33 protein-coding genes are annotated in these 26,186 nt (G+C 66.8%); 21 read left to right on the top strand and 12 right to left on the bottom strand.

Features of this window, described 5'->3' with window-relative positions:
- Window positions 1-192: 192 nt before the first annotated feature.
- The 15 genes from D0B54_RS00950 to D0B54_RS00885 all read left to right on the top strand — a co-directional run bounded on the left by D0B54_RS00950 (window position 193) and on the right by D0B54_RS00885 (window position 10,208).
- Window positions 193-1,131, top strand: a complete 939-nt coding sequence (locus D0B54_RS00950; protein WP_117288336.1) for a homoserine kinase — start codon at window positions 193-195, stop codon at window positions 1,129-1,131.
- A 170-nt stretch (window positions 1,132-1,301) separates the two neighbouring features.
- Window positions 1,302-2,600, top strand: a complete 1,299-nt coding sequence (locus D0B54_RS00945; RefSeq protein ID WP_117288335.1) for an MFS transporter — start codon at window positions 1,302-1,304, stop codon at window positions 2,598-2,600.
- Between the two features lie 106 nt (window positions 2,601-2,706).
- Complete coding sequence (locus D0B54_RS00940) at window positions 2,707-4,008, top strand: MFS transporter (protein ID WP_117288334.1); 1,302 nt, start codon at window positions 2,707-2,709, stop codon at window positions 4,006-4,008.
- A gap of 125 nt (window positions 4,009-4,133) precedes the next feature.
- A complete protein-coding gene (locus tag D0B54_RS00935) occupies window positions 4,134-4,661 on the top strand; it encodes a hypothetical protein (protein WP_117288333.1) in 528 nt (175 codons plus the stop codon).
- 171 nt (window positions 4,662-4,832) lie between these two features.
- A complete protein-coding gene (locus D0B54_RS24050) occupies window positions 4,833-5,090 on the top strand; it encodes a hypothetical protein (protein ID WP_162932111.1) in 258 nt (85 codons plus the stop codon).
- A gap of 162 nt (window positions 5,091-5,252) precedes the next feature.
- Complete coding sequence (locus tag D0B54_RS00930; RefSeq protein ID WP_117288332.1) at window positions 5,253-6,017, top strand: hypothetical protein; 765 nt, start codon at window positions 5,253-5,255, stop codon at window positions 6,015-6,017.
- An 18-nt stretch (window positions 6,018-6,035) separates the two neighbouring features.
- A complete protein-coding gene (locus D0B54_RS00925) occupies window positions 6,036-6,371 on the top strand; it encodes a hypothetical protein (protein ID WP_117288331.1) in 336 nt (111 codons plus the stop codon).
- A 169-nt stretch (window positions 6,372-6,540) separates the two neighbouring features.
- On the top strand, window positions 6,541-7,221 hold the full coding sequence (locus D0B54_RS00920; RefSeq protein WP_117288330.1) for a hypothetical protein: 681 nt from the start codon (window positions 6,541-6,543) through the stop codon (window positions 7,219-7,221).
- Window positions 7,222-7,414: 193 nt separating this feature from the next.
- Window positions 7,415-7,735 (top strand): hypothetical protein, encoded by a 321-nt coding sequence (locus tag D0B54_RS00915; RefSeq protein WP_117288329.1) that lies wholly within the window; start codon window positions 7,415-7,417, stop codon window positions 7,733-7,735.
- Window positions 7,736-7,789: 54 nt separating this feature from the next.
- Window positions 7,790-7,996, top strand: coding sequence for a hypothetical protein (locus D0B54_RS00910; protein WP_117288328.1), 207 nt, complete (start codon window positions 7,790-7,792; stop codon window positions 7,994-7,996).
- Window positions 7,997-8,048: 52 nt separating this feature from the next.
- Window positions 8,049-8,408 carry a nuclear transport factor 2 family protein gene (locus tag D0B54_RS00905; RefSeq protein ID WP_117288327.1) on the top strand — a complete coding sequence of 120 codons (360 nt, stop codon included), beginning with the start codon at window positions 8,049-8,051 and terminating at the stop codon, window positions 8,406-8,408.
- Window positions 8,409-8,420: 12 nt separating this feature from the next.
- The gene (locus D0B54_RS00900; protein WP_117288326.1) at window positions 8,421-8,837 is read left to right on the top strand and encodes an MAPEG family protein; all 417 of its coding nucleotides are present in this window, start codon (window positions 8,421-8,423) and stop codon (window positions 8,835-8,837) included.
- 105 nt (window positions 8,838-8,942) lie between these two features.
- Entirely contained in the window at window positions 8,943-9,353 is a 411-nt protein-coding gene (locus D0B54_RS00895) for a GFA family protein (RefSeq protein WP_117288325.1), read from the top strand.
- A 19-nt stretch (window positions 9,354-9,372) separates the two neighbouring features.
- A complete protein-coding gene (locus D0B54_RS00890) occupies window positions 9,373-9,678 on the top strand; it encodes an antibiotic biosynthesis monooxygenase family protein (protein WP_117294946.1) in 306 nt (101 codons plus the stop codon).
- The gene (locus tag D0B54_RS00885) at window positions 9,675-10,208 is read left to right on the top strand and encodes an RBBP9/YdeN family alpha/beta hydrolase (RefSeq protein ID WP_117288324.1); all 534 of its coding nucleotides are present in this window, start codon (window positions 9,675-9,677) and stop codon (window positions 10,206-10,208) included. Before D0B54_RS00890 ends, D0B54_RS00885 begins: the two co-directional genes overlap by 4 nt.
- 351 nt (window positions 10,209-10,559) lie before the next feature.
- Here D0B54_RS00885 and D0B54_RS00880 read toward each other — a convergent pair whose 3' ends face one another.
- The 3 genes from D0B54_RS00880 to D0B54_RS00870 are packed head-to-tail and all read right to left on the bottom strand — an operon-like array spanning window position 10,560 to window position 12,105.
- The gene (locus D0B54_RS00880; protein WP_162932110.1) at window positions 10,560-11,405 is read right to left on the bottom strand and encodes an alpha/beta fold hydrolase; all 846 of its coding nucleotides are present in this window, start codon (window positions 11,403-11,405) and stop codon (window positions 10,560-10,562) included.
- Window positions 11,406-11,418: 13 nt separating this feature from the next.
- A complete protein-coding gene (locus tag D0B54_RS00875; RefSeq protein ID WP_117288322.1) occupies window positions 11,419-11,844 on the bottom strand; it encodes a nuclear transport factor 2 family protein in 426 nt (141 codons plus the stop codon).
- A gap of 27 nt (window positions 11,845-11,871) precedes the next feature.
- Window positions 11,872-12,105 carry a hypothetical protein gene (locus D0B54_RS00870; RefSeq protein WP_162932109.1) on the bottom strand — a complete coding sequence of 78 codons (234 nt, stop codon included), beginning with the start codon at window positions 12,103-12,105 and terminating at the stop codon, window positions 11,872-11,874.
- A gap of 117 nt (window positions 12,106-12,222) precedes the next feature.
- Here D0B54_RS00870 and D0B54_RS00865 point away from each other — a divergent pair, with 117 nt between their 5' ends.
- The 3 genes from D0B54_RS00865 to D0B54_RS00855 are packed head-to-tail and all read left to right on the top strand — an operon-like array spanning window position 12,223 to window position 14,511.
- Window positions 12,223-13,149 carry a LysR family transcriptional regulator gene (locus D0B54_RS00865; protein WP_117288320.1) on the top strand — a complete coding sequence of 309 codons (927 nt, stop codon included), beginning with the start codon at window positions 12,223-12,225 and terminating at the stop codon, window positions 13,147-13,149.
- Window positions 13,146-13,886 (top strand): DUF2238 domain-containing protein, encoded by a 741-nt coding sequence (locus D0B54_RS00860; RefSeq protein ID WP_117288319.1) that lies wholly within the window; start codon window positions 13,146-13,148, stop codon window positions 13,884-13,886. The genes D0B54_RS00865 and D0B54_RS00860 overlap by 4 nt, the downstream gene beginning before the upstream one ends.
- Window positions 13,876-14,511, top strand: coding sequence for a transglutaminase-like domain-containing protein (locus D0B54_RS00855; protein WP_205527236.1), 636 nt, complete (start codon window positions 13,876-13,878; stop codon window positions 14,509-14,511). Before D0B54_RS00860 ends, D0B54_RS00855 begins: the two co-directional genes overlap by 11 nt.
- A 308-nt stretch (window positions 14,512-14,819) precedes the next feature.
- Here D0B54_RS00855 and D0B54_RS00850 read toward each other — a convergent pair whose 3' ends face one another.
- The 3 genes from D0B54_RS00850 to D0B54_RS00840 all read right to left on the bottom strand — a co-directional run bounded on the left by D0B54_RS00850 (window position 14,820) and on the right by D0B54_RS00840 (window position 17,298).
- Window positions 14,820-15,227 (bottom strand): PaaI family thioesterase, encoded by a 408-nt coding sequence (locus D0B54_RS00850; protein WP_117294942.1) that lies wholly within the window; start codon window positions 15,225-15,227, stop codon window positions 14,820-14,822.
- 2 nt (window positions 15,228-15,229) lie between these two features.
- Entirely contained in the window at window positions 15,230-15,976 is a 747-nt protein-coding gene (locus D0B54_RS00845; protein ID WP_117288318.1) for a sulfite exporter TauE/SafE family protein, read from the bottom strand.
- Window positions 15,977-16,116: 140 nt separating this feature from the next.
- Window positions 16,117-17,298 (bottom strand): magnesium transporter, encoded by a 1,182-nt coding sequence (locus tag D0B54_RS00840; RefSeq protein WP_117288317.1) that lies wholly within the window; start codon window positions 17,296-17,298, stop codon window positions 16,117-16,119.
- Window positions 17,299-17,393: 95 nt separating this feature from the next.
- Between D0B54_RS00840 and D0B54_RS00835 the strand changes: the two genes are divergently transcribed.
- Window positions 17,394-18,002, top strand: coding sequence for a TetR/AcrR family transcriptional regulator (locus D0B54_RS00835; protein WP_117288316.1), 609 nt, complete (start codon window positions 17,394-17,396; stop codon window positions 18,000-18,002).
- A gap of 3 nt (window positions 18,003-18,005) precedes the next feature.
- Here the strand turns inward: D0B54_RS00835 and D0B54_RS00830 are convergent, their stop codons facing one another.
- Together D0B54_RS00830 and D0B54_RS00825 are read right to left on the bottom strand one after the other, a co-directional pair.
- Window positions 18,006-18,407, bottom strand: coding sequence for a TonB family protein (locus tag D0B54_RS00830; RefSeq protein WP_162932108.1), 402 nt, complete (start codon window positions 18,405-18,407; stop codon window positions 18,006-18,008).
- A complete protein-coding gene (locus D0B54_RS00825; RefSeq protein ID WP_117288314.1) occupies window positions 18,404-19,312 on the bottom strand; it encodes a LysR family transcriptional regulator in 909 nt (302 codons plus the stop codon). The genes D0B54_RS00830 and D0B54_RS00825 overlap by 4 nt, the downstream gene beginning before the upstream one ends.
- A 114-nt stretch (window positions 19,313-19,426) precedes the next feature.
- On the opposite strand from D0B54_RS00825, the gene D0B54_RS00820 reads away from it, so the two are divergent.
- Window positions 19,427-20,125 carry a pirin family protein gene (locus tag D0B54_RS00820; RefSeq protein ID WP_117288313.1) on the top strand — a complete coding sequence of 233 codons (699 nt, stop codon included), beginning with the start codon at window positions 19,427-19,429 and terminating at the stop codon, window positions 20,123-20,125.
- A 187-nt stretch (window positions 20,126-20,312) separates the two neighbouring features.
- Here D0B54_RS00820 and D0B54_RS00815 read toward each other — a convergent pair whose 3' ends face one another.
- A complete protein-coding gene (locus D0B54_RS00815; protein WP_117288312.1) occupies window positions 20,313-21,272 on the bottom strand; it encodes a DUF3187 family protein in 960 nt (319 codons plus the stop codon).
- Between the two features lie 203 nt (window positions 21,273-21,475).
- Here D0B54_RS00815 and D0B54_RS00810 point away from each other — a divergent pair, with 203 nt between their 5' ends.
- Window positions 21,476-22,540, top strand: a complete 1,065-nt coding sequence (locus tag D0B54_RS00810) for a 3-deoxy-7-phosphoheptulonate synthase (protein WP_117288311.1) — start codon at window positions 21,476-21,478, stop codon at window positions 22,538-22,540.
- Between the two features lie 92 nt (window positions 22,541-22,632).
- On the opposite strand, the gene D0B54_RS00805 is transcribed toward D0B54_RS00810, so the two are convergent.
- From D0B54_RS00805 to D0B54_RS00795, 3 genes are all read right to left on the bottom strand, one after another.
- Entirely contained in the window at window positions 22,633-24,615 is a 1,983-nt protein-coding gene (locus tag D0B54_RS00805; RefSeq protein WP_117288310.1) for an SDR family oxidoreductase, read from the bottom strand.
- Between the two features lie 134 nt (window positions 24,616-24,749).
- Entirely contained in the window at window positions 24,750-25,058 is a 309-nt protein-coding gene (locus D0B54_RS00800; protein WP_117288309.1) for an SH3 domain-containing protein, read from the bottom strand.
- Window positions 25,059-25,125: 67 nt separating this feature from the next.
- On the bottom strand, window positions 25,126-26,079 hold the full coding sequence (locus D0B54_RS00795) for a hypothetical protein (RefSeq protein WP_162932107.1): 954 nt from the start codon (window positions 26,077-26,079) through the stop codon (window positions 25,126-25,128).
- Window positions 26,080-26,186: the final 107 nt, after the last annotated feature.

Genomic DNA, 26,186 nt, shown 5'->3' with positions numbered 1-26,186 from the left:
TCCCCTTGTGGGAGAGGGTGGTCCGAAGGACCGGGAGAGGGGGAACGCTCAGCAAGTGACCACGCTCGGCCTTGCCGCCCCCTCTCCCCCAGCCCCTCTCCCACGAGGGGAGAGGGGAGACAGGTCTTCCGGATGACGAACCGCAGGGGACTTTGCTCTAATCCCACCTCTACCCGGCCCATCCGCCCCCTCATGTCCGTCTTTACCAAGGTCAGCCACAGCGAACTCCAGGAATTCCTGCGCCAATACCCCGTGGGAGACCTGCTGGGTTTCCAGGGCATCGGCGAGGGGGTGGAGAACACCAATTACTTCGTCGACACCAGCGATGGCCGCTGGGTGCTGACCCTGTTCGAACGCCTCAACTACGCCGACCTGCCCTTCTTCCTGGGCCTGATGGAGCACCTGGCGACGCGCGGCTTCCCCGGCGCCATGCCGGCGCATACCCACGCCGGCCAGTCGCTGACCACGCTCAATGACAAGCCGGCCGCCCTGGTGCGGCGCCTGACTGGCCAGAGCGTGCTGTTCCCCGACATCGAACAGTGCCGCCAGGTCGGTCGCGCCCTGGCCGAGCTGCATATCGACGGCCAGTCCTACACCGGCCGCTGCGCGAACTCGCGCGGCGCGGCCTGGCGCCGCGACACCGGCCAGCTGATCGCCCCCAAGGTGGAGGCCGACGCCCGCAGCCTGATCGAAGACGAGCTGGCCGCCCAGGAAAGGCTGGACCTGTCAACCCTGCCGCAGGGCGTGATCCACGCCGACCTGTTCCGCGACAACGTGCTGTTCGTCGACCAGCGCCTGACCGGCGTGATCGATTTCTACTACGCCTGCAACGACGCCCTGGTCTACGACCTGGCGGTGACGCTCAACGACTGGTGCTTCGAGCCCGACGGTGAACTCAATCCGGCGCGCTGGGACGCGATGCTGTCGGCCTATCGCGGCCGCCGTGAACTCAATGCCGCCGAGCGCGCCGCCTGGCCGCTGGTGCTGCGCGCCGCCGCCCTGCGCTTCTGGCTGTCGCGCCTCTACGACTGGGTGTTCCCGCGCGGCGGCGACATGGTGCACGTCAAGGATCCGGGCCAGTACCGGCGGATCCTCGAGCATCACCGCAACGCGCCGCCGCCGGGGTTCTGAACGCTGATTTTCTCCCTCTCCCGCTGGCGGGAGAGGGCTGGGGTGAGGGTGGAGCCCTCAATCGGAGGCTCTGTGCGTGACCGCCTACGCACCACCCTCACCCTGACCCTCTCCCGCCAGCGGGAGAGGGAACACTACTGCTGAATTTGCGGACAGTTCTGGGGAATCGAATGAGCAAGGCAACCGAAGGCGCAGCACCGGCCGGCAATTCGCCGGCGCGCGTGCTGTTCGCCAGCCTGATCGGCACCACGATCGAGTTCTTCGACTTCTACATCTACGCCACCGCCGCGGTGCTGGTGTTCCCCAAGCTGTTCTTCCCCGCCAGCGACGCCGCCTCGGCCACACTCGCCTCGCTGGCGACCTTCGCCATCGCCTTCTTCGCACGGCCGGTGGGCTCGGCGCTGTTCGGCCACTTCGGCGACCGTGTCGGCCGCAAGGCCACGCTGGTGGCGGCATTGATGACCATGGGCCTGTCCACCGTGGTCATCGGCCTGCTGCCGACCCATGCGCAGATCGGCGTGGCCGCGCCGCTGCTGCTGGCGCTGTGCCGCTTCGGCCAAGGCCTGGGCCTGGGCGGCGAATGGGGCGGCGCGGTGCTGCTGGCCACCGAGAACGCCCCACCCGGCAAGCGCGCCTGGTACGGCATGTTCCCGCAGCTGGGCGCGCCGATCGGCTTCATCCTGTCCTCCGGCTCCTTTCTGCTGCTGGACGGCCTGCTCGACGACGGGCAGTTCTTCGCCTGGGGCTGGCGCATCCCCTTCATCGCCAGCAGCCTGCTGGTGTTCGTCGGCCTGTGGGTACGCCTGTCGATCAGCGAGACCCCGGTGTTCAAGAAGGCCATCGAGCAGTCCGGGCGCGTCGAGGTGCCGATGCTGGTGGTGTTCCGCGACCACGGTCGCGCCCTGGTGATCGGCACCGTGGTGGCGCTCGCCACCTTCGTGCTGTTTTATCTCATGACCGTGTTCGCGCTGAACTGGGGCACCTCGCCGAAGGGCCTGGGCTATCCGCGCCGGGAATTCCTGCTGATACAGCTGTTCGCCATCCTGTTCTTCGCCCTGACGATTCCCCTGTCCGCCGTGCTGGCCGACCGCCATGGCCGTCGCCGCACACTGATGTGGGTCAGCGCCGCGATCGCCGCCTACGGCCTGCTGTTCGCGCCGCTGTTCGGCAGCGGCTCACTGGTGGGCGTCACGGTCTTCCTGGCCCTGGGCCTGGCCCTGATGGGCCTGACCTACGGCCCGCTGGGCACCCTGCTGTCTGAACTGTTCCCGACCGCCGTGCGCTACACCGGCTCCTCGCTCACCTTCAACCTCGCCGGCATCTTCGGTGCCTCGCTGGCGCCCTACATCGCCACCACCCTGGCCACGAACTACGGCCTGCACACCGTCGGCTGGTACCTCAGCGGCGCCGCGCTGCTGACACTGCTGGCCCTGTGGGCCTCGCGCGAGACCAAGGACGATGTGCTGTAGCCTTGCCGGGCCGTCCCCTCGCCCGCCTGCGGGAAAGGGTGGCGCGCAGCGCCGGGAGAGGGCGCTGTAATACCCGCACCACCAGACCGGACCTTCGACCAGCCCCATGCTCAACATGACCCGCTACCAGTGGACCGTGCTGTTCGCCGCCTGGCTGGGCTGGGGCTTCGATATCTTCGACAGCCTGCTGTTCAACTACGTCGCGCCCAACTGCGTGCCGACGCTACTGGGCCTCACCATCGGCTCGCCCGAGGCCAAGCAGGCCACGCTGCAATGGACCGGCATCCTCACCTCCGTGCTGCTGCTCGGCTGGGCGGCCGGCGGCATCATCTTCGGCTGGGTCTGCGACCGCATCGGGCGCACGCGCACCCTGCTGCTGACCATGCTGATGTACGCCCTGGGCACCGCCGCCTGCGCCTTCGCCGAGAACATCTGGATGCTGCTGGCCTTCCGCATCGTCGCCAGCCTGGGCATCGGCGGCGAATGGGCCGCGGGCGCCGCGATGGTTGCCGAGGTGGTACCGGAGGAAAAGCGCGTCGAGGCCGGCGCCCTGCTCTACACCGCCGCACCCTTCGGCCTGTTCCTGGCCACCTTCGTCAACTTCCAGGTCGCTGGCAACTGGATGGCGGCCAGCCCCGAAACCTCCTGGCGCTACGTCTTCCTGTTCGGCCTGATCCCCGCCGCCGTCGCCTTCGTGGTGCGCCTGTTCCTGAAGGAGCCGGAGCGCTGGCAGAACGTGCGCGCCAACACGCAGCCACCGCGCATCGCCGAACTGTTCGGCCCCGACGTGCGCCGCTACACCATCAGCGGCTTCCTGATGGCGGTGGTGGCGCTGATCACCTGGTGGAGCTGCAATGCCTTCATCCCGGTGGTGTCCGCGGGCCTGGCGCAGACCGAGGCCGCGCTGCGCGGCCTGGACAAGGCCGGCACCCTGGCCCTGGTGGAAAACTGGAAGCTCACCGCCACCGCCTGCTTCAACCTCGGCGGCCTGATCGGCACGCTGCTGACCATCCCCGCCGCCAAGCTGTTGGGTCGCCGGGCCATGTTCGGCCTCTACTTCGCCGCCTCCGCGCTGGCGATCTTCGCCACCTTCGGACTGGACCTGCCCAGCGAGACGCGCCTCTACATGTACTTCGGCATCGGCCTGACCGTGTTCGGCATCTTCGGCAGCTTCACCTACTACCTGCCGGAACTGTTCCCCACCCGCCTGCGCGGCACCGGCGCCGGCTTCTGCTACAACGCCGGCCGCGTCTTCGCCGCGGTCGGCCCCTTCCTGGTCGGCGTGATCGCCGCACGCGGCGTCGATGCAGCGGTGGGCGTGCTGTTCTGGGTGGGGCTGGTGCCGCTGGCGGCGCTGGCGTTCATGCCGTGGGTGATCGAAACGAAGGGGCGAAGGCTGACGGACTGAGGGCCCAGGTCCAGCGGACCTGACGAACCCGTCACGTTGCACCCCGGACGGCTTGCGTCAAAGATTCTCCGGACGGCGGGGTGCGCTGCGCTTGCCCGCCCTGCTGAACTCATGGGGAGATCACCATGCAGGCACCGTGGAATGGTTTGGAGATAGTCAAACTGGCAGTGTCGCTGGTCACTCCAGTCTTGGTTCTGATCCTTGGCATCGTGATCAACAACTCGATCAAAGCCGGTGAGCGTGCCACGGCCCTGCGGAGCAAGATCTATGAGCAGGTCGGAGGCGATCTAAACGATATTTACTCATATCTCGCTTTCGTGGGCAGCTGGAAGGAAATGACGCCGCCGGACGTTATCGCAAAAAAGCGTGCCGTCGACAAAGCCATGTACACCTACCGGCCCTTCTTTTCGGATGAATTGTTTCGCACCTACGAAACATTCATGAATGAGGCATTCAAGGCGTATGGCGGAGCCGGCAAGGATGCACGTATCAGAAGCGACATCTCTACCGCCGATGGAGACCGCAAGAGTCACGGGAAGGAGTGGAAACCCGAGTGGGAGGATCGCTTCACGACAGAGCGCAACAAGGAGGAGCAGAGAAATGCCTACAATAAATTCCTTGAGCAACTGGCACGAGACCTTGAGTTGAATTGATGGTCCCAGCTCGCAGGATGTGGTGAGCCTGTTTAGGGAACGCAAGTGACGAATGACGTCCGCCCCCACTCCAGTACTGTGACGCCCCCTCAAAGAGCGAAGGCACGCGGTCGCGTTCTCTAGCGGGACTACTATCCCGCCGCACAGTGCTACATAGGCTTCGAATCTGCCGTGCGCAGCTTCCAAGCAAAGCCCCGGCGAGACTATCTGAAGGAGGGGCCTGGGTGGTATAGCTATTTTGGCGTGGCTGTGTCGAGCGGCCGGCTTGCAATGATTTCAAAGTGGGACGTGTATCACGCAGTGGAGATCGAACTGGAACTGGTGCAAGAACAGTTCTTCTTCGAGGCGGACCTGAAAGACATACTTTCGGTACTTCAGGTTGATTGGATCGAAACAAAGCGGGTTCAGGGCGGTTTCACATGGAAGTAGAGCCTGCTGGGGGATCGCTGATCCGCCTTCCGCGACAGGCGGTCAAGGTCCACCCAACCTGACGTTGCCGTCAGATCAAATTGACCACCTTGATCTGCTTCCGGCAAGCTCATCGGGGTTCAATCGCCTTGCAGGCGGCTTCCGTTCCCAGGGAGAGGAAACATGCTGACCCCCGATCAGGCTGTTCAGGGCTACCTGGAGGCGGCTATCGAGAGTTCCAGCCGCGCCCGTCGCATGGTCCTGATCTCGGTAACGGCCAGCGTGATCATCTTCGCCGCTGCGCTGGCAAACCGCCCGAATCCCTGGTTCAACTGGGGGCACCTTCGCGTACAGCATGTCGAGGCCAAATTCACAAGCCTGCCGGCGAACGCCGCGGCCGAATCAAAGGCGCTGATCCAGCACAAGAGGGAGTTCTACGCCGACGAACATGCACGGCGGGCCTACGTGGAAATACCTTTCTTCGGTGTGCGCGTGGACATCAACGACCTGGGGATCGTGGGCGGCTGCGCCCTGATCATCATTGCCTTGATGCAACACTCCTCGGTACGCCGCGAAGTCGATAACATCGCCTTCATATTCGACAGCGCAAAGGACATTGACGACTTCCGGACTCGCTATCGCATACTGGCGATGCACCAGGTCATCACACCTGTGCCGCTAAAGGATTTTTCAAGCCACCAGATGCAATCAACGCTATCGACGGGTCTCTTCCTGCCGATACCGGTCGCCTACGGAACCCTGGTTTTCGTGGATGGGGCAACGGCGCTTCTTTCATCTGACCTCAGGACTCCCTTCCTTCTTATCTTTACCTTTGAAGTACTGGTCCTGACCATACTTGTCGCAATATCCCGCCGCACATCGACCGATGCGGCGACGTTGGGCGAGGTATGGCGCGATGCAGTGCGCCGGCAAGCATCGGGTGTGTAGATCCCTGCTCCCTCCGACTTGCTGAACCAGATCCAGATCGCCGGCCTGCCGAAACCCATGGACTCCTGGCCATTCGATCAATCGCCTGACTGCGCCGTCATCACGCTGCGACAGATTCTCGACGGAACCGCGGCGATTCTTGAGGTCTCGCACGATTCGGACGATCACGGCTGGCAGTTCATGACGCCGGGTGATCCGAAGGAAGAGGACCTGGTCCTGATCTGCTTCAGCCACCTCATAGAGCTTGACTCGTCGCTCCTTGAGCTGGCGCAGCTGGAACCAGGTTGGATCGCAACGCGCGTGTCTCCCGGCAAGCCGTGGCGGTGCGAACCGAACCCGGATGAAGCACGGTAGATACGGTGCAAATCGCATCAATCGTGCCTGCAGAGTTTCGATACTCGCCCACCATCGCGCAGGAATGGGCGCGACCTGATGCGGCCGCCTTCGTCATATTTCCGTCTCTGAGCGCAGCAGGCGAATGCGATACCCTGCCGCAATCCACCGCCAGTCACGGTCAGCACCCATGAAACGCCTCCACCTCGCCGCGCTTTGCCTGCTGCTGTGCTGCGGTCCGGTGTCGGCAGCAGAGTACGGCCGGCATGATCTGCGCAGCATCCTCACCGTCTCGGAGACGGCGTCCGGCAAGACACATGGCCTGGACCTGCAGGCACTGGACCGGATCATTGAGGACATGGCGGTACACGCCCGCAACTATCCGCCGCAGTTCGACACGGATGCGGACCGGCAGCGCGCCGCCGCGGACATCGGAGCGCTGTCGCGCATGCTCGGCGTGCTGACGGACTCGCCGCAGGCACAGCCGGCGATCCTGCTGCGCGCAGGATTCCTCAACAGCATGGGACACAACCTCGATGTCCCCGGCGCGGCGGAGAAGGCGGTCCTCAACTTCGAGAAGCTGCTGACGCTCGATCCCGCCAACGCCCGCGGCAACTTGATGTACGGGACCTTCCTTGCCGGAGCCGGCCGCGGAAAGCAGGCGCTGCCCTACCTGCAGAAGGCCTTGTCGCTGGGCGTGGCGGATGCGCACTACCCGCTCGGCTTGGCGTACCTCTCCCTGCGCGACAAGAGAAAGGGCCTGGAGCACCTGGAGGCCTACCTCGCGCAGCATCCCGGTGACGCCGACGCCAACCAACTCGTCAAGGCCATCCGTAGCGGAAAAATGGAATTCCGGCAGGGCGGTGGCTAGCGGCAGAACAACAGGGACGAACCGCACATGAATGTCCCGACGTCCGGACTCACACGGCGGTAGCGCTCCAACCTGACGCCTTAGTCAGGTTGCGGCGCCCGGTCGGCATTGGCAGCATCCTCCAGGGGGGCTTCGCGATCGCGTGCCGATTGGCTGCGCGCATGCCTTTATCGCGCTTACTTTGGGGGCAAGCATGAAAATCATCGGTATCGACGGCCTGAACGGCCAGCAGCTGCAGGACGAGATCAACCGGGGTGGCAAGTTCGTACTGTTCCAGTACTGCGTCTCCATCCTGGTCATGACGTTCAAGCGGCCCAGCAACATCTACTTCGTACGATCCGGGCAAAGCCCCGTCGTGAAAGGCCTGGGTTTCTCGCTGCTTTCGTTCCTGGCGGGATGGTGGGGATTCCCCTGGGGTCCGATCTACACCATCGGCGCGCTGTTCACGAACTTCAGCGGCGGCAAGGACGTGACCCAGGAAGTGCTCGCCAGCCTGTCGCAGCCGCACTACTGAGCGCGGCGCCCAGGCGATGTCCCGGCGAATCGGCGTGTGCACGGATTGTTGCTCATGAGCAAGGACAGAAGGGTCGTCGTTACCGGCGGCGGCAAGAACCTCTACAGGATTTCCGAGTACGGCGGCTGGTTTCATGCCTACAAGGTCGATGTGGGGCTGATCTCCAATTCCAGCAACAGCATCGGCAAGGCCAGATCCCTGGAGGATGCGATTGTCCTGATCAAGTCGCATTCGGGCGAGGAGATACAGGAGATCAGTTGAACCCCCTCCAGGCTTGGGTATGCTTGAGGCGGAATCGCGAGGAATTCCGGAAATGCTCACCCAGACCGAAGCCGAGGCCTTTGCCGCCGAATGGATCGCGGCCTGGAACAGCCATGACCTGGCTCGCATCCTGTCGCACTACGCGCCGGACTTCGAGTTCTCCTCGCCCTTCATCGCGCAGATCGCCGGTGAGCCTTCGGGCAAGCTGCGCGGGCATGAGGCCGTGGGCGCTTACTGGGGCAAGGCACTGACGCGCTTCCCGGAACTGCGCTTCGACCTGGAGTCGGTGCTGTGGGGCGTGGACAGCCTGGTGATCCACTACCGCCGCTTCGACGGCCGCAGGGCCATGGAGTGGTTTGAATTCGGCACCGGCGGCAAGGTGCGCCGCTCCGCGGCCCACTATGCGGATTGAACGGATCACTCGATGGAACAGACGCAAATCCTGCTGCCCGTCATGGCCCTGATCGGCTGGACCCTGCTGGTGATCCTGCTGATCCCCTACCGGCGCTTCCGGGCGGGCTTCGCCGGCAAGATCACGCCGGACGACTTCAAGTTCGGCGAATCAAGCCGGGTGCCCGGCGAAGCGCTCATTCCCAACCGCCACTACATGAACCTGCTGGAAGCCCCGCTGCTGTTCTACGTGCTCTGCGTCATCATGTTCGTGAGTCACCGCGTGGACAGCACGGCGCTGACCCTGGCCTGGCTCTATGTCGGCACCCGCCTGCTGCACAGCCTGATCCACCTGGGCTACAACCACGTGCTGCACCGCCTCGCGGTGTTCGCGACGAGCACGGCCCTGCTGACCATCCTGTGGGGGCGGCTGGCATTGCAGCTCCTGTGACGGCGGGCTCGTCACTGCCGCCCGGTCCGCGGCCTCGCCCGGTTCGCCACTGGAGCCGGCGCCCGAAGCCGGCCACAATGCGCTGACCGGTCCGGGAGAACAGGGATGTCCGAGAGCAGGCTGGAGGGCGGCTGCCAGTGCGGCGATATCCGCTACGCCGTCAGCGGCGCCCCGGTGATGGCGGCGATCTGCCATTGCTCGATGTGCCGCCGCGCCAATGCGGCGCCCGTGGTGGCCTGGGCAATGTATGCGCAGGACCAGGTGGCGTTCTCCAGGGCACAGCCGCAGGCCTATGCCTCCTCGCCGGAGGCGCAACGCGGCTTCTGCCCGCGCTGCGGCACGCAGATCAGCTTCACGGCGAGCTTCCTGCCGGGGCTGATCGACATCACCATCGGCAGCCTCGACCAGCCGGAAGCGATGCAACCGACGCTGCACTACTGGCACTCGCGCCATCTCGGCTGGGCGGAGTTCGCCGACTCGCTGCCGCGCTTCCCGGAGCTGCCGCCCTTCGAATGAAGTGCCGCTGAAGACCCCGATGCCCTCCGACGCCCGCCATGTCGTGATCTTCCGTGCCCGTGCGCGCCGGCTGGATGCCGAGTACGCGCAGGTGGCGGAGCGGTTGCGCGACCTGGCGCTGTCCCAGTTCGGCTGCCTGGAGTTCGTGTCGGCAACCGAGGGTGACCAGGAGATTGCGCTGTCCTACTGGCGCGACGAGGCCGATATCCGCCGCTGGAGGGCGCAGGCCGACCACCTGCTGGCACAGCAGCTGGGGCGCGAGCGCTGGTATGAGTCCTACACGGTGCAGGTGGCGACGCTGGCGCGGGAGTACGGCTCGCCATGACCACGCCGATCCTGCTGCTGCCCGGCATCGGCAACTCCGGGCCCGATCACTGGCAGACGCTGTGGCAGCAGGCCGAACCGCGCATGCGTCGCGTGGGACAGCACGAATGGGAGCAGCCGCAGCTCGCCGACTGGATGCGGGCGCTGGAGGCTGCGGTGGCCGGCACGGGGGGCGATGCGATCCTGGTAGCGCACAGCCTCGGCTGCCTGCTGGCGGCGCACTGGGGCCTGCAGACCAAGCGCAAGATCGCCGGGGCGATGCTGGTGGCGCCGCCCGATCCGGCCGCCCCTGGTTTTCCCGCTGCGGCACGCAGTTTCGCGCCGCTACCGCAGCAGCGCCTGCCCTTCCCCAGCATGGTGGTGGCCAGCAGCAACGATCCCTACAGCAGCATCCCCTTTTCGCGCAGCACGGCGCGCGCCTGGGGCAGCCTCTACCGCACGGTGGGCCCCTGCGGTCACATCAATGCCGCCAGCGGCCTGGGGCACTGGAAGGCGGGGCGCATGCTGCTGTGGGAATTGACGGCAAGTTGAGCCCGAAAAAAAGAACCCGCCGGGCCTGACGATGAAACAGGCGGGCGGGCGAGGAGTCAGCGCGGTGCGACGCGCTTGGGAAGACAGGGGCCTGTTAACGCTACCGCGATCACTGCGACGGAGACCGTTTTGGCGCAGGGCTATGTCCCGAGACGCGCGGTGTACTCAACGTACATAAGCGGGTCGGGACGACGCCATGCGCCAAAACGGTCCCGCCCTCCGGGTGCCCCCGTCTTTGCCGCCATGCTGTGTTGCTCGTCAATTACTTGGAACCACCAAGCGCCTTCCTCGCGTCGTGCCTGGCGGCAAATACGGGGGCATCGCAGTGATCGCGGTAGCGTTAACAGGCCCCTAGGCCGCGCGCGGTAACTGCTGGCGCTCCGGGGCGATGAAGGACACCACGCGCTGTACCACGCGCTCGTCGGTCAGGATGCGCCAGTGGCCGAGGCGGCTGGTGCTGTACAGCTCGGCGCCCGGCCAGGACGCGGCCAGCGCGGCGCTGTCGCCGTAGGGCACCATCTCGTCGTCGCGGTCATGCACGATCAGGGCGGCGGGCTTCAGACGCGGCGCGGCGCGCACGCCGTCGAGATCGTCCACCGGCACGCCGGTGTAGTCCTCCACCTCGCGGAAGAAGCGCGCATGCGCCGGGCCGGGCAGGCCGACGAAGTCGGCAAAGCGGTTGAGCACGCCGCGCAGCGATGACGGGCCGCCCAGCAGGACCACGCGATCCACGCTCAGGCCCAGGCTCAGCGCATAGACCAGGGCACCGGCGCCCATCGAGTGGCCGACGATCGCTTCCAGGCGATCCAGCTCGGGCACCACTTCCATCAGCGCGTAGGCGAAAACGATGGGGTTGGCCTCCTCGCCCGGCGACTGGCCATGGGCGGGGCCGTCCAGCGCGATCACCTGGCGGCCGGCGGCCAGCAGCGGCGCAATGAAGCGGCCGAACTGCGAGGCGCGGCCTTCCCAGCCGTGCAGCATCAGCACCACCGGATCGCCGGGCTTGCCCCAGCGCAGGCCGGACAGCCCGAAGCGGAAGTGGATGCGCTGCGCCGAGTCGATCGCGGGCTGCTCCCAGTCGCGCGCCGGCAGGCGCCGCGGCCGCATCAGGATGCGCCGCGCCGAGCGCACCGCGAGCTGCGGGGCGAACAGGCCGGTGAGGGTGTGGTAGGTCTGCAGGGCGATCAGGCTGGCCATGGTGATTCTCCGCTCAGGGCATAACCTCGTAACGGGGGACAGGGGCGGAAACGACGGCGGCGAGCGGGTCGAGCACCAGCGGCTGCTGCACCGGGTCGTAGTGCAGCTGCTCTTCGACGATGCGGTCGTCGCGCCAGCGCTGCTGCGCAAGTTCGTGCTGCACGCGGCGGCGGCCGTCATGGCCGGTGAACTCGAAGGCCCAGTGGATCTGCACGTGGTCGCCGTCGACGTGGAATCCGTCCACCGGCCATACGCGCAGCCCGCGGACCGAGCGCTGCAGATGCCGGGCGTTGGCGACCAGGCGATTGCGGCCCTGGCGCGGCGGCTCCTGGTTGTCCTGGGCCTGTGCGTCGTCGGCATAGAACTCGTTCAGGGCATCGACCAGCATGCCCTGTTCGACCAGGGCGATCAGGGCGGCGACGCGTTCACGGCTGGGCATGGCGATGTCCTTGGATGGTTTCGGGTTTCAGGGAACGATCTGGAAGGCCGGCGCCAGGCGGCGCACCAGGGCCTCGCGACGGGTGCGGGCCTCGCGCAGCGTCGCGGCCGGGGCTTCGGCGCTGACCGCGGCGCTGGCAGCGGTCCCGGTCAGCAGGGTGCTCGCCGCGACCGGCTCGGCCGCGGCGGCGCGGGCCGCCACCAGGGTCAGGATCAGCAGCGCCGCGGCGCTGCCGTACACGGTGAAGAGGTTGCGGGTCATGGTCATCACTCCGGGTTTCGGGTGACTCCTAGATTATTTACTTCCACGCCATTGATAAGATGCGGTATAAGACTTTTATTGTTTCCGTAGTGGAAATAATTGCCTGGGGCAACAGCCATGGAAGACCTCAACTACGTCCTCACCTTTACCCGCGTGGTGCAGGCCGGCAGCTTCGCCGCCGCCGGCGACCGCCTGAAGCTCGCGCCCTCGGTGGTGAGCAAGCACGTCGCCAAGCTGGAGAAGTCGCTGGGCGCGCGCCTGCTGCAGCGAAGCACGCGCAAGCTGTCGCTGACCGATGCCGGCAGCGCCTACTTCGAGCACTGCGCGCGCATCGTCGAGGAACTGGAGCAGTCGCAGCATGCCGTGGCGCGGCTGCAGGCCGAGCCCAGCGGCAAGCTGCGCGTCAGCAGCCTCAACTCCTTCATCGACGCCGTGGTGGCGCCGCTGCTGCCGGAGTTCTTCCGCCGCTACCCCAAGATCGAGCTGGAGATCGTCACCAACGATCGCATCGTGGACCTGGCCGAGGAAGGCTTCGACATGGCCCTGCGCCTGGCCCACCAGCCGGGACCGCTGCTGGTGGCGCGGCGCCTGGCGCCGATCCACTTCGTGGTCTGCGCCACGCCGGAATACCTGGCGCGCCAGGGCATGCCGCAGCATCCGGACGACCTGCGCGGCCACAACTGCCTGGGCTTCCCCAGCCCGCTGGAGCGCAATTTCCACTTCCAGCGCGGCAACGAGCAGTTCGTCGTGCCGATCAACGGCAACTTCCGTGTCAACAACATCAACGCCCTGCGCACCGTGCTGCTGGCCCATGCCGGCATCTCGCTGCTGCCGACCTACGTCATCGGCCAGGACCTCGCCGCCGGCCGCCTGGTGGCACCGCTGCGCGGCTGGTACGGCTCCGACGCCACCTCGGTCTACTCCGTACACTTGCCCAATCGCTACGGCTCGCCCAAAGTGCGGGCCTTCGTCGATTACCTGACGCAGTGCATCGGCGACCCGCCGTACTGGGACCGGGGACTTGAGCTGGAGGGGAGCGCATGAATGTCGAGCGCCTGAAGGCCCGTCGCCGCTACCTCGGCGCCCTGCTCGCCATCTATGCCCTGCTGTGGACGCTGCTGGCGATCGCGCCGCTGCATCGCCAGGACTGGCTGCTGGAAAATGTACTGGTGCTGGTATTCGCCGTCGGGCTCTACGCCAGCCGCCGCGTCTTCGTGTTCTCGCGCGTCTCCTATACCCTGATCTTCGTCTACCTCTGTCTGCACGCCGTGGGCGCGCACTACACCTATGCCCTGGTGCCCTACGACGAGTGGTGGCGCAGCCTCACCGGCCACGGGCTCAACGAGATGATGGGCTGGGAGCGCAACCACTTCGACCGACTGGTGCACTTCTCCTACGGCCTGCTGCTGGCCTACCCGCTGCGCGAGATCTTCCTGCGCGTGGCCGAGGCCCGCGGCTTCTGGGGCTACTTCCTGCCGCTGGATTTCACCCTGGCCACCTCGGCGCTGTACGAGCTGATCGAGTGGGCCGCCGCGGAATTCTTCGGCGGCGAACTCGGGGCCGCCTACCTCGGCACCCAGGGCGACATCTGGGACGCGCACAAGGACATGGGCCTGGCCGGCAGCGGCGCACTGATCGCCATGCTGATCACCGCCGCGATCAACCGCACCCTGCAGCGCGACTTCGCGCGCGACTGGAGCGACAGCCTCAAGGTCAAGGACCGGCGGCCCTACGGCGAGGAAGAAATCCAGCGCCTGCTGGCGCAGCGGGATGGTGGCTGAAGTGGGCCTGATCGCCGAACCGCACCTGCAGGCGTACCTGCGGCCGACGGCGGTGATCGACTGGCAGCAGCCGCAGGTGCTGGCGCAGGCACGCGCGCTGGCCGGCGGCAAGCCGGAAGAGGTGGCGAGGAACTGCTTCGAATGGGTGCGCGACCGCGTGCTGCACAGCCGCGACCACCAGCGCAACCCGGTGACCTGCAGCGCCTCCGAGGTGATCCAGCACCGCACCGGCTACTGCTACGCCAAGAGCCACCTGCTGGCCGCACTGCTGCGCGCCAACCACATCCCCGCCGGCTTCTGCTACCAGCGCCTCAGCATCGACGACAAGGGCGCGCCGTATTCGCTGCACGGCTTCAATGCGATCTGGCTGCGGCAATGGGGCTGGGTCCGCGCCGACGCGCGCGGCAACCGCGTCGGCATCGACGCGCGCTTCGACCCGCCGGACGAGTCCCTGGCCTTTGCCGGCACCGCCAAGGGCGAATGCACCTTCGCCAACGTGCTGGCCGAGCCGCTGCCGGTGGTGGTGGAAGCGCTGCGGCTGGGTGGGGGCTGGGAGGATTTGCTGAAGCGCTTGCCGGATGTGAAGCCGGCGGACTACGCGGGCTTGGGGTTGAAGCCGCAGTAGCTGTGTATCATGCCGTGGTGAAAAAGGAACTCCTCACCCAGCTGAAGGAAAGCGTCCGCCAAGCCGATGCCATCGTCCGTGGCAATCGCAGGCCTTCACGCAAGTTTTACGCGGATGGGGCGAAAGCCAAAGAGCCTCGGACCACAACGAGGCGCAGCAGCTAATAGGGCTCCACGGCGTGGCCCCCGGGATGAATCAGCCTGTAGGTTGGGCTGAGCGCAGCGATGCCCAACGTGCAAGGGATGGGATGTTGGGCATCGCTACGCTCAGCCCAACCTACAACCGCTTAAGCCTGCCCGTTCGCCGACTCACTTCACAGGCAACGCATAACTCCCCGTCACATGCGCCACCGGCGTCGGATCGCCGCCGGTGGTGATCGTCACCTCCATCACCACGAGCCGGCGGCCGAGCTTCAGCAGCCTGGCCTCGGCGGTGACGTCGCCCGGGCGGCCCTTGTTGAGGAAGTTCATGTTGAAGTTGGCGGTCACCGCCATCAGCTCCGGACCGACGTGCGACAGCACCAGGGCGTACATCGCCGAGTCCGCGGCACTGAACAGCGTCGGGCCGGAAATCACGTTGCCGGGACGCAGCATCTTCTCGTGGTAGGGAATGCGGATGCGGGCATAGCCGGGGCGCACCTCTTCCACTTCGAAACCGCTCTTTCCGACCGCGGGCAGTCCGCCGCGAATCAGCATCTGTACCTGTTCCGCCGTCAGTTTCAGATCCACCCCAATCCCCTCGATGCGTCCCACAGCAGTTTCAGCGACAGCACGACGAGTATCACCCTGAAGAGGCGGTCGAACTGCTGCTGGTCGATACGTCCGTTGTAGCGCTTGCCCAGCGCGGTGCCGACGATCACCGAGACGCACAGTGGCAGCAAACGGTCGGGCTGCGCCAGTGCGCTGAAGCCGACCCAGCCGAAAGCGGCGACGCGCAGGCCGTGGCCGAGCATCTGCGTCAGCGCCAGCGTGCCGATCACCGTCTCCTTGCGCCACTGCGGCATGAAGAACAGGCGGCCCACGAACAGGCCGGTGGCGCCGACGAACATGCCGAGGATGCCGTTCAGGGCCCCGGCGGTGAGGAAGGCCGGTGTCGGCGGCATCAGCGCCTTGTCCCCGCGCCCCGGTGCCAGCGAGGCCAGGATCAGGCCGGCCAGCAGCAGCTGCACGAAGTTGGCATCGACGCCGACGGCATGGGGCGCCACCAGGAAGGTGGTGGGCACCGCGGCCAGCAGGAACCAGCCGGCCGCCTTCCATTCGACGTGGCGGAAGTAGGCGGTGGTGCGCGAGGTGTTGGAAACGAACTGCACGGCCGCGAACAGCGGCACTGCCTCGGCGGTGCTCATGCCGATGGCATAGAACAGGCCGATCAGGATCGTGCCGCCGCCCAGGCCCGCCACGCCGGACAGCGCCGAGGTCAGGAAGCCGGCGACGGTGATGACGGCGATGAGGGGGAGGTCGGTCATTTGGTCCCCTCTCCCGCTTGCGGGAGAGGGGCGGGGGAGAGGGTTTCTGTGATTCTCTCAGAAAGTAGCCTATCCACCACCATTTACAGCGCCCTCTCCCTAACCCTCTCCCGCAAGCGGGAGAGGGAACAGAACAATGGTCAGAGCACGAACACCGCCGCCAGCGTCAGCATCAGGCCCATGCCGGCGATATCCGTGCCGGTGGTCAGGAAGATGCTCGACGCGGTCGCCGGATCGGCACCGAAGCGGCGCAGCGTCAGCGGCACCATCACGCCGAAGAAGCCGCTGACCATGCAGGCGCCGGTCATCGCGGCCAGGATCACCGCGCCCAGCAGCGGCGCCTGCTCGTTGCCGGAGCGCGCCGCGGTCCACCACATGGCGGCGCCGGCGACGATGCCGGTGAGAAAGCCGTTGAGCCCGCCCAGCATGACTTCCTTGACCAGCAGCTTGCGCAGCGGAAACCCATCCATGTCGCCCAGGGTCAGGCCGCGCAGCGTGATCGCCAGGGTCTGGCAGCCGTTGTTGCCGCTCTGCCCGGCCAGCACCGGCAGGAAGGCGGCGAGCGCGACGACCTTCGAAATGGTGTCCTCGAAGGCCCCGACCACGAAGGCAGCAAGGAAGGCCGTCAGCAGGTTGATCTGCAGCCAGGGGTGGCGCTGGCGGAAGGCCTGCCACAGCGGCGTCTGCACGCGCTCTTCCTTGTCGAGACCGACCATGGTGCCGGACTGCGCGCTGATCTCGATCGCCTGCCGCTCGAACAGCTTCCAGCCGCGCACGATGCCGGCCAGCTTCCCTTCGGCATCCACCACCGGGTACACCGGGTAGTGGCGGTAGATCGCCGCCTTGATCGCCTCGCCGGCCTCCATGTCGGCGGTCAGCGCGAAGGGATCGGGCAGCATGACGCTGGCGAGTGTGTCCTGCGGCTCGGCCAGCAGCAGGTCGCGGATCACCACCATGCCGGCGAGCCGGCCGGCGCGGGTGACATAGAGATAGGTGATCTGCTGCGGGTTGTCGTGGGCGCGCAGGTAGGCGACGGCATCGGCCACGGTGGCCTGGGCGTCGAGCACGCCGCTGGCCGTCTCCATCATCTCCGCCACCGTGCCGGGAATCTCGATCTCGGTGGTGGTTTCGATGCCGCCGTCCGGCCGCAGGTGCTGCGGCAGGTGCTTCTCGATCTCCCCCGCCAGCTGCGGCGGCAGCTCGCCGAGCACCGCGGCGACGGTCTCGGCCGATTCACGGCCCAGCAGCTGCGCGGCGTCCAGCGGCACGCGGGTGCGCGCGGCGCGGACCAGTTCGGTGAGCGAGTGCGGCGAGGTTTCCATAAGACCCTGATGCTCCCTGCGATTTCCCGATTATGCCGGGCCTCATTGACATCGTGGCGGCAGGCCAGATACTACTCGGTATGTAGGAGTCGCCGATGCCCGCCACCACCACCAAACGCCAACCCGAGGTCACCCGCCAGCAGCTGCTGGAATGTGCCTTCGACGAGATTTACCGCTGCGGGTTCCGTGCCGCCAGCCTCGACGCGATCCTGCGCGACTCGGGCGTGACCAAGGGCGCGCTTTACCACCACTTCGAGAACAAGACCGCCCTGGGCTACGCCGTGGTCGACGAGGTGGTGCGCCCCTGGATCGAGGAAAGCTGGCGCCCGCTGGTCGGCGCCGGGGATATCGTCGCCACCGCGCTGGCCCTGAGCCGCAACCTGTTGCGCGAGCGTGGCGAGCAGGTGCTGGCCTACGGCTGCCCGCTCAACAACCTGATCAACGAGATGGCGTCGGTGGACGAGGGCTTCCGCGTGCGCCTGGAGTCGATCCTGGACGACTGGCGCGGAGGCCTCACCGAGGCCCTGCGGGAGGCGCAGAAGCGCGGCCAGCTGCGCCGCGGCTTCGATCCCGGCGCGGCGGCGGACTTCGTCATCGCCTGCATCGAGGGCGGCTTCGGCCTGGCCAAGCTGCGCCGGTCGCCGCAGGTGCTGCAGTCGGTGATGCGCGGGCTGGCGGAGTATCTGGAGCAGTTGCGCGCGTAGGACCTAGCACCCCACACCGGGGTGCAGGCAAAAGGTGATGTTCAGCACCGGATCAAAGGCCGGCGCGTAGACCGGCAGCGGCAAGGGGCTGGCCTCCTGCACCGCCATCAGCAGCGAGCGGTCCAGCGCATCGCTCCCGCAGCTGCGGGCAAGCGACGCCAGCCGGACGGCACCATCGCTTTCGAGCTCCACGTGAACCTGGCAGCCGAAGTTCCCAGGCGCGTCCTCCGTCGGCTTCTGCCAATGGCGGCGCACCTGCCTGCCAATGTCCGCCGCCCAATCCTGCTGCGCCCGCGCAAGGCGCGAGGGCTCCGCCTGACCCGCAGCGGCAACCGGGCCCGGCTGAGCCGGGTTCCGTGCGCAGGCCGCAAGCAGCGCGGCGGCCAGGAGCGCAACGACTCTCATGACCGCCCCAGCAGCCCGCGTATCCCCGGCTCCTCCAGGATGCGGTCGCGGAACCATTGCAGCGCCCTGCCCTCCTCGCCCGAGCGCCAGGCCAGGTGCATGACACTGGGGGCGCGCTCGACGTCGACCCGGCGCTCGACCAGGCGGCCGGCCTCGATGTGCGGCCGTGCGATGTACTCCGGCAGGTAGCCCACGCCCAGGCCCTCGATCTGCGCGGCGGCCTTGGCGGCCAGCGTGGGCATCACCAGCACGTCCTGCCCGGGCTGGATGCCGCCGCTGCGCGCCGGCAGGCGGCGCGAGGAGTCCGCGGCGGCGACGCTGCGGTAGCGCGCCACGATCTCCGCTGCCAGCGGCTCCGGCGCCTCGGCCAGCGGGTGGTGCGGCGCCACCGCGAAGACGAAGGGCATGGCGCCGATCTGCCGCGTCAGCAGGCCATAGCCGTGCGGCGCATCGCCGCCGGCGCCGACCGTGAGATCGGCACGGCGGTCGATCAGCGCGTCCCAGGCACCGCCAAAGATCTCCTGGGTGAAGCGCAGGCGTGTCCCGGTCATCAGCGCGTCGAAGGCGGAGATCACCGGGAACAGGCGCTCCAGCGGGATGATGTCGTCCACCGCGATGACCAGCTGCGTCTCCCAGCCATGGCCGGCGCGCTTGACCGAGTTCTCCAGGCTCTCGGCCTGGCGCAACAGCTCGCGCCCGCGGTCCAGCAGCACGCGCCCGGCAGGGGTGAGCCGCGCGCGGCGGCCGCTGCGGTCGAACAGGGCCACGCCCATGTCCGACTCCAGCTTCTGCACGGTGTAGGTCACCGCCGAGGGCACGCGGTGCAGGGCCTCGGCGGCGCGGGCGAAGCTGCCGTGCTCCTCGATGGCGTCCAGCGTTTCCAGGGCTTCCAGCGTCAGGCGCATGTTCAGCTCGTTTGAATGTTCGTTTCGAAACTTTCCGCTTTTTTGATCATACGTCAAGCCATACATTGACTCATACGAGATTTTTGGCATTCAAACGGATTGACGGAGAAGACCATGCAAGCCCTCAGAAAGAGCGACGAACGCGGCCATGCCGATCGCGGCTGGCTGGAGTCCTGGCACAGCTTTTCGTTCAGCGACTACTACGACCCGCAGCGCATGGGCTTCGGCACGCTGCGCGTGATCAACGAGGACATCATCGTGCCGACGGCGGGCTTCCCGCCGCACTCGCACCAGGACATGGAGATCATCACCTACGTCCTGGAAGGCACCATCCGCCACCGTGATTCCACCGGCGGCAGCGGCGACCTGAGCCATGGCGAGCTGCAGGTGATGCATGCCGGCGGCGGCATCACGCACAGCGAGATCAACCCCTCCACCGGCGAGCGCACGCATTTGCTGCAGATCTGGATCCAGCCGGACCGGCGCGGCCACCCCGCCGGCTACGAGCAGGCGCCGCTGGACGCGGACGCCTTGCGCCGCGGCTTCGTCACCGCGGTGGGCCCGAAGGGCAGCGATGCGCAGTTCCAGATCAACCAGGACGCGCGCCTGGACATCGCCTGGCTGGCCGACGGGCAGACCGTCGAGAAGGCGCTGGCGCAGGGCCGGCAGTACTACCTGCAGGTGGCGCGCGGCAGCGTCGTGGCCAACGGCGAAAAGCTGGCGGCGGGCGATGCGCTGACCTTGCGGGACGAGGCGAAGCTGGTGGTGACGGCCAGCGGCGAGGCGGAGGTGTTGCTGTTCGATGTGGCTTAGAACCTCTCTCCCGCTTGCGGGAGAGAGGCAGGAGAGAGGGTTTCTGTAACTCGTGCCGAATCTAGCCCAGCACCTTTCACAGAAACCCTCTCTCGGCAACTGCTCCATGCGTTGCCCTACCTCGGGGATCCATCCCCTCGCCGGCCTACGGGCCACCCTCTCCCGCAAGCGGGAGAGGGAACAGCAGCTACTGCGGCTGCAGCCGCACCCCGACATGGACCGAGAAATCCGGCGAGGACTTGGTGATCAGGTCTTCCTGGAAGGCGATGTCCAGCGCCCAGGCCTTTTCGATCCAGCGGCCGCCGAAGGCGAACTGCAGGCCGTTGCGCGACAGCTGGTCCAGGTCGGAATCCTTGTAGAGCGGGCCGTGCGCATAGAGCTGCACGCCCAGCTCGATCTTCTGCGTGGCGCGCAGGAAGGCGCCGGCGCTGCCGAAGGGCACCAGGGTTTCCTGCTGGTCTTCCAGCACGTCGCCCTTCTGGTTCAGCGACAGGCCGCCGGAGACAAAGCCGCTCCAGCGGCTGTCCACGTCGAAGGGCAGCGCCCAGTCGGCCCAGAACGCGCCGCCGAGGTTGCCGCCGGTGAGCTTGTCCTCGTCGCCGGTGGGCAGCTTCAGCTCGGCGCGCAGCGCCAGGTTGTCGCTCGCCGCCCAGCCGCCGGAGACGCGCAGGTCGCCCAGCGCCCAGCCTTCCTCGGTGCGATCCAGCAGCACCACGCCGTTCTTCTCGTAGCGGTACTGGTAGCGGTCCTGCGGCGCCAGTTCGCGGCCGCCGTTGGGCAGGCCGAAGAAGTCGTGCCAGTTCTCGATGAAGCTGTCCATGAAGCCGCCGCCGACGTGCACCGCGGCCAGCTCCGCGCCCCACTCGAAGCCGCCCCCCAGGCCGCGGCGGTAGCGCCCGGTCAGGTGCGCGCTTTCGCCGTCCAGCGTGATCGTCTCGGCGCCGGTGGTATCGGTGTTGTACTCGCTGGTCAGGTCCAGGCTGAAGGCGGTGGCGCTGTCGCCGGCTGCCAGCACGCGGCCGTGGCCGACCACCGGCAGGTCGAAGCCCTGGGCCAGCGCGGCCTGGTTGAAGGTGGCGAAGGGTTCGGCCTGGGCCGCCGGCGCCAGCAGGATCAGCGCCGCGAGCGGCAGGATCGGACGGGACATGGGACTCCTGTGATTATTTATTGTAAAATGCAGAAAATGTCTATTTTCAGGCTCATCCGTCAAACCCAGGAAACCCGGGCCGGCGGCGGCACCGGCGCAGTATGCCGCAAGCCGCCGGGAGGTCCCGCAGGCTGGCGTTTTTGCCCGACCCAGGGCTTTGCTATAGCATCGCCCTCCCTTTTTCTTGACAAGCGGTTCCTACGATGTTCGTTACCGAAAATACGCGGATCCAGTCGATCCGCCCGGTCTCCACCCCGGCGCAGGTCCAGGCCGAAATCCCGCTGACCGAAAACGCGGCGAAGACGGTGGTCGAGACCCGCAAGGAAATCCAGGACGTGCTGCAGGGCCGTGACAGCCGCCTGCTGGTGATCGTCGGCCCCTGCTCGATCCACGACCCCAAGGCCGCGCTGGAGTACGCCGAGCGCCTGAAGGCCTACCGCGAGCAGGTGAAGGACGACCTGCTGATCGTCATGCGCGTGTATTTCGAAAAGCCGCGCACCACGGTCGGCTGGAAGGGCCTGATCAACGACCCGAACCTCAACGACAGCTACGACATCGAGCAGGGCCTGCGCGTGGCGCGCAAGCTGCTGGTGCAGCTCAACGACATGGGCGTGCCCGCCGGCGTCGAGTTCCTCGACCTCCTGACGCCGCAGTACGTGGCCGACCTGGTGAGCTGGGGCGCCATCGGCGCGCGCACCACCGAGTCGCAGCTGCATCGCGAAATGGCGTCGGGCCTGTCCTGCCCGGTGGGCTTCAAGAATGGCACCGATGGCAGCGTCAAGGTGGCGGTGGACGCGATCGTCTCGGCGCAGAGCCCGCACCGCTTCCTGTCGCTGACCGGGCAGGGCCAGATCTCGATCTTCGAGACCGCCGGCAACGCCGACTGCCACGTGATCCTGCGCGGCGGCAACAGCGGCACCAACTACGACGCCAAGAGCGTCGACGCCGCCTGCGCCGCGCTGACCAAGGCGGGCCTCAAGCCGCAGGTGATGATCGACTTCTCGCATGCGAACAGCCAGAAGCAGCACAAGCGCCAGGTCAACGTCGGCGAGGACGTCGGCCACCAGATTTCCGGCGGCGACGAGCGCATCGTCGGCGTGATGATCGAATCGCACCTGGTGGAAGGCCGCCAGGACATCGGCCCCAACCTGGTCTACGGCCAGTCGGTCACCGACGCCTGCATCCACTGGGACGACACCACGCTGGTGCTGGGTGACCTGGCGGCGAGCGTGGCGAAGCGCGGGAAGCGGTTGGCGAAGAGCGCGTAAGGCTCTTCTGCCGGAATAAAAAAGGCCCGCTGACGCGGGCCTTTCATTTTGAAGCCCCTCTCCCCTTGCGGGAGAGGGGTTCCACAGCCAGCTTAGAAATACTCACCCTTGAACACGTTGGCGAACACCACCTGCTCCAGCGTCGGCTTGCCGCCGTCCTTGCGGCCCTTGGCCGAGGAGGACGAGGGGAACAGGCGGAAGCCGCGGTTGAGCAGGCTGTCGTTGAGCTTGGGCCACAGCGCGTAGGACACGGCGGCGGCGGTGCCCAGCGGCGTAGCGACCGACTTCGGGCGGCGCAGCACCGTCTCCAGCACGGTGTCGCCGGCCTTTTCCGGCGACCAGGCCGGCACGTAGTCGTACAGCTTGGTCGGCGCGATCATCGGCGTGCGCACCAGCGGCATGTAGATGGCCGTCACCGCGATGTTGCGGTGCTTCACTTCCGCCGACAGGCAGCGGCTGAAGGCATCCAGCGCAGCCTTGCTGGCGACGTAGGCCGAGAAGCGCGCGGCGTTGCTGAGCACGCCGATCGAGCTGATGTTGACGATGTGGCCGTCGCGGCGCTTCGCCATCCCCGGCAGGAAGTTGAGGATCATGCGGATCGCGCCGAAATAGTTCAGCTGCATGGTGCGCTCGAAGTCGTGGAAGCGGTCCAGCGACTCGAACACGGCGCGGCGGATCGAACGGCCAGCGTTGTTGATCAGGATATCGACGTGGCCGAAGTCCTTGGTGATCTCGGCGCAGCAGTTGTCGATCGCCTGCATGTCGTTGAGGTCACAGGGATAGACGTGCGCTTCGCCGCCGGCCATCTGGATGATCTTCTGCGTCTCTTCCAGCTTCTCGCGGGTGCGCGCCACCAGCACCACCTTGGCGCCGGCCGCCGCGAATTTCTTGGCGGTGATGAAGCCGATGCCCGAGGAGGCGCCGGTGACCACCACGACCTTGCCGGTGAGCTTGCGTACCGCTTCCCTGCTGACCTTGGCGTAGATGTCGAGGAACTGCTCCCAGTAGGCCCAGAGCTTGTCGGCGTAGTCCTTGATGTCGGGGCAGTGGATGTCCGAGCCCTTCAGGGCGCGGCGCGCGTTCTTGTCGTCGAACACCGCCGGGTTGGTGACGTAGCCCAGCACCGACACCGGCACGCCGATGGCCTTGGAGATGCTCTTGCTGACCGTGCCGGGGATGCGTTCGCCGAGCTTGTGGGCCAGGCCGCGCGCCGTCGGCGAGATGGCCGGCAACTCGAACTTGGCGGCGAACTGCGGGCCGTGGGCGGCTTCCATCAGCGTCTGCAGCAGGCTGCCGACGGTGGGCGAATCCGACTGGATCAGGCAGAACACCTGGCCGTCGAGTCCGTCCTTGTGCGCGATGTGGTCCATCGCCTTGGCGACGTAGTCGACCGGCGCCAGCGGCACCTTGCCGCCCTCGATGCCGAGCAGCGGCAGCCACTTGGGCACGGCGTAGGACAGCTTCTGGATGGTCTTGAAGAAGTAGTAGGGGCCGTCGATCTTGTCCATCTCGCCGGTCTCGGAATGGCCGACCACGGCACCCGGACGGTAGATGCGGAATGGCGCTTTGCATTCCTCCCGGACAATCTGTTCGGACTGGAACTTGGTGCGGAAGTAGGGATGCGCGACGCGCTGGCCCTCGTCGAACATGTCCTCGGTGAAACGGCCGCTGTAGTCGCCGCCCGCCACCGCGACGCTGGACGCGTGGTGCAGCTTCACCTTGCCGCCCAGGTCGTTGACGAAGGCCACGAGGTTGCGCGTGCCCTCGTTGTTGATGCGGTCGCCGGTAGCGTCGTCCATGCCCATGTCGTAGACGGCGGCCAGGTGGAAGACGTGGTCGACCTTGCCCTGCAGCTTCTTGAAATCGGCCGCCGAAACCAGGCCCGGGGTGGTGATGTCGCCGTAGACGGCATGCAGGCGCGAGCCGGCCTCGCCGTAGCGCTGCTGCAGCGCGATGAACTTGTCCTTGGAGGACTCGCGCACCAGCACCGAGACCTGCGCCTCGGGGCGCGCCAGCAGCTGTTCCAGCAGGAACTTGCCGATGAAACCGGTGGCCCCCGTCACGAAGTAGTTCACGGCAAATCTCCCTAAAAGTGATGTGGCGTTCATTCTGGGAGATCGATATTACCGGAGGACATGGCCGCAGAGACACAAACGCCGGCGGGGCCTCCGCCGGCGCTGGTAAATTCGGACCTGCCCCGGACTTGGCCCTATTGGGACAGGGCGGACTCGTTGATCCAGCCGGTGAGGCCCTGGTGCTCGGTGAACCACCAGGCACCGTCGCGGTTGGTCTGGCGCATCTGCAGCTTCAGCGCCGCCCCGGCCGGTACCGGCCCCTCCACGGTGGCCTGGTTCTGCGGGCGGGCGCGCAGGAGCGTGGCCTGCTTCACCTTGGCCGGGCCGGGCATCAGGGCCGGCGGCGGCTGTACCACCCGGGGAGCCACGATCAGCACCGGCAATGCCGCCTGGGCAGAAACGGCAAGGCCGCCCAGGATGGCGGCCATCAGGATCTTGTTCACGGCGGTCCCCCCGTCTGGCTGTAGTGAAGCGGCCCCGCGACTCCCCGCGGGGCCGCTTTCCTCCAGCTTACTTCAGGGCGCTTTCGCTGACCCAGCCGGAACTGCCGTTGAAAGAGACATACCACCAGACGCCCTGTGCATTGGGAACCCGCTGCAGGAGCTGGACCTCAGCGTCGCCGGGGATGTTGCCGTCCACCGGGGCGCCGGCCCGCGGCTGGCGCAGCAGCATCGTAGGCTGCGCCGTGCGGCGCACGCCGATCGCCGCCATTCCGCCCGGCAGGTTGGGCTTGATGGTGGGCGGAGCCTCGGCAGCCTCGGCGGCGACCGGAGCCTCGATGACCGGAGCAACGACGGGCGCAGGCGCGGGCGTCAGCTCGGCGGCAGGGGCCGGAGCAGGCACCGGAGCCGGGGCATAGGTCGGGGTGTAGGCCGAGTTCTGGGCCTTCGGCCCGGAGGACGAGCGGCTGCCGCCCGGAAGCTCGATCACCAGGCCCAGCGTGTAGGCCGTGAGGTTCTCGTCGTCGGCGAAGTCGGTGACCCCAAGCAGGCCGTCCAGGCTGAACTGCAGGCCGACATAGCGCGTGAACTTCCACACGCCGCCCAGGCTGATGGCGACGCCGCTGGCGGAATCCTCATAGGTCGCGCCCGGGATGCCGAGCAAGCCGCTGGGATCGCTCAGTTCGGCGTCGCCGCTGTAGAAGCCGCCAGCCAGCCAGAAGCCCGAACCCAGGTCGGAACCCTTGGCCCAGTAGCCGATCAGGGCCGTGATGCCGGAGTAGCCCAGCTCCACGCCGCCGGTGTTCTCGATCTCGGCATCGCCGGCATCGAGGTAGTTCACCTCCAGCATCAGCGGCGTATTGTCGAAGCGGTAGCCGGCGACGAACTTGCCGCCATTGGCGCGCTCGACGTCTTCGTAGCTGGCACGCTCCGTGAGCGCTACGGATCCACCGAGATACGGGCCTGCGACAGCCGCACCACTCATTGCCAGGGCCCCAAGCCCCAGCCAGTTCACGAACTTCATATAACCCCCTGAAAATGGCCCAACGGACCGAAAGAATCCCCTCTCGCGCTATTTTGCCGGGGCGCTGTGGCGAAAGCACTTAGCCGAATGGGTAATGCCTGAAATTT

The organism is Solimonas sp. K1W22B-7, from assembly GCF_003428335.1.
In the GTDB taxonomy this organism is placed as follows: domain Bacteria; phylum Pseudomonadota; class Gammaproteobacteria; order Nevskiales; family Nevskiaceae; genus Solimonas_A.
This window is presented reverse-complemented; position numbering and strand designations above follow the sequence as displayed.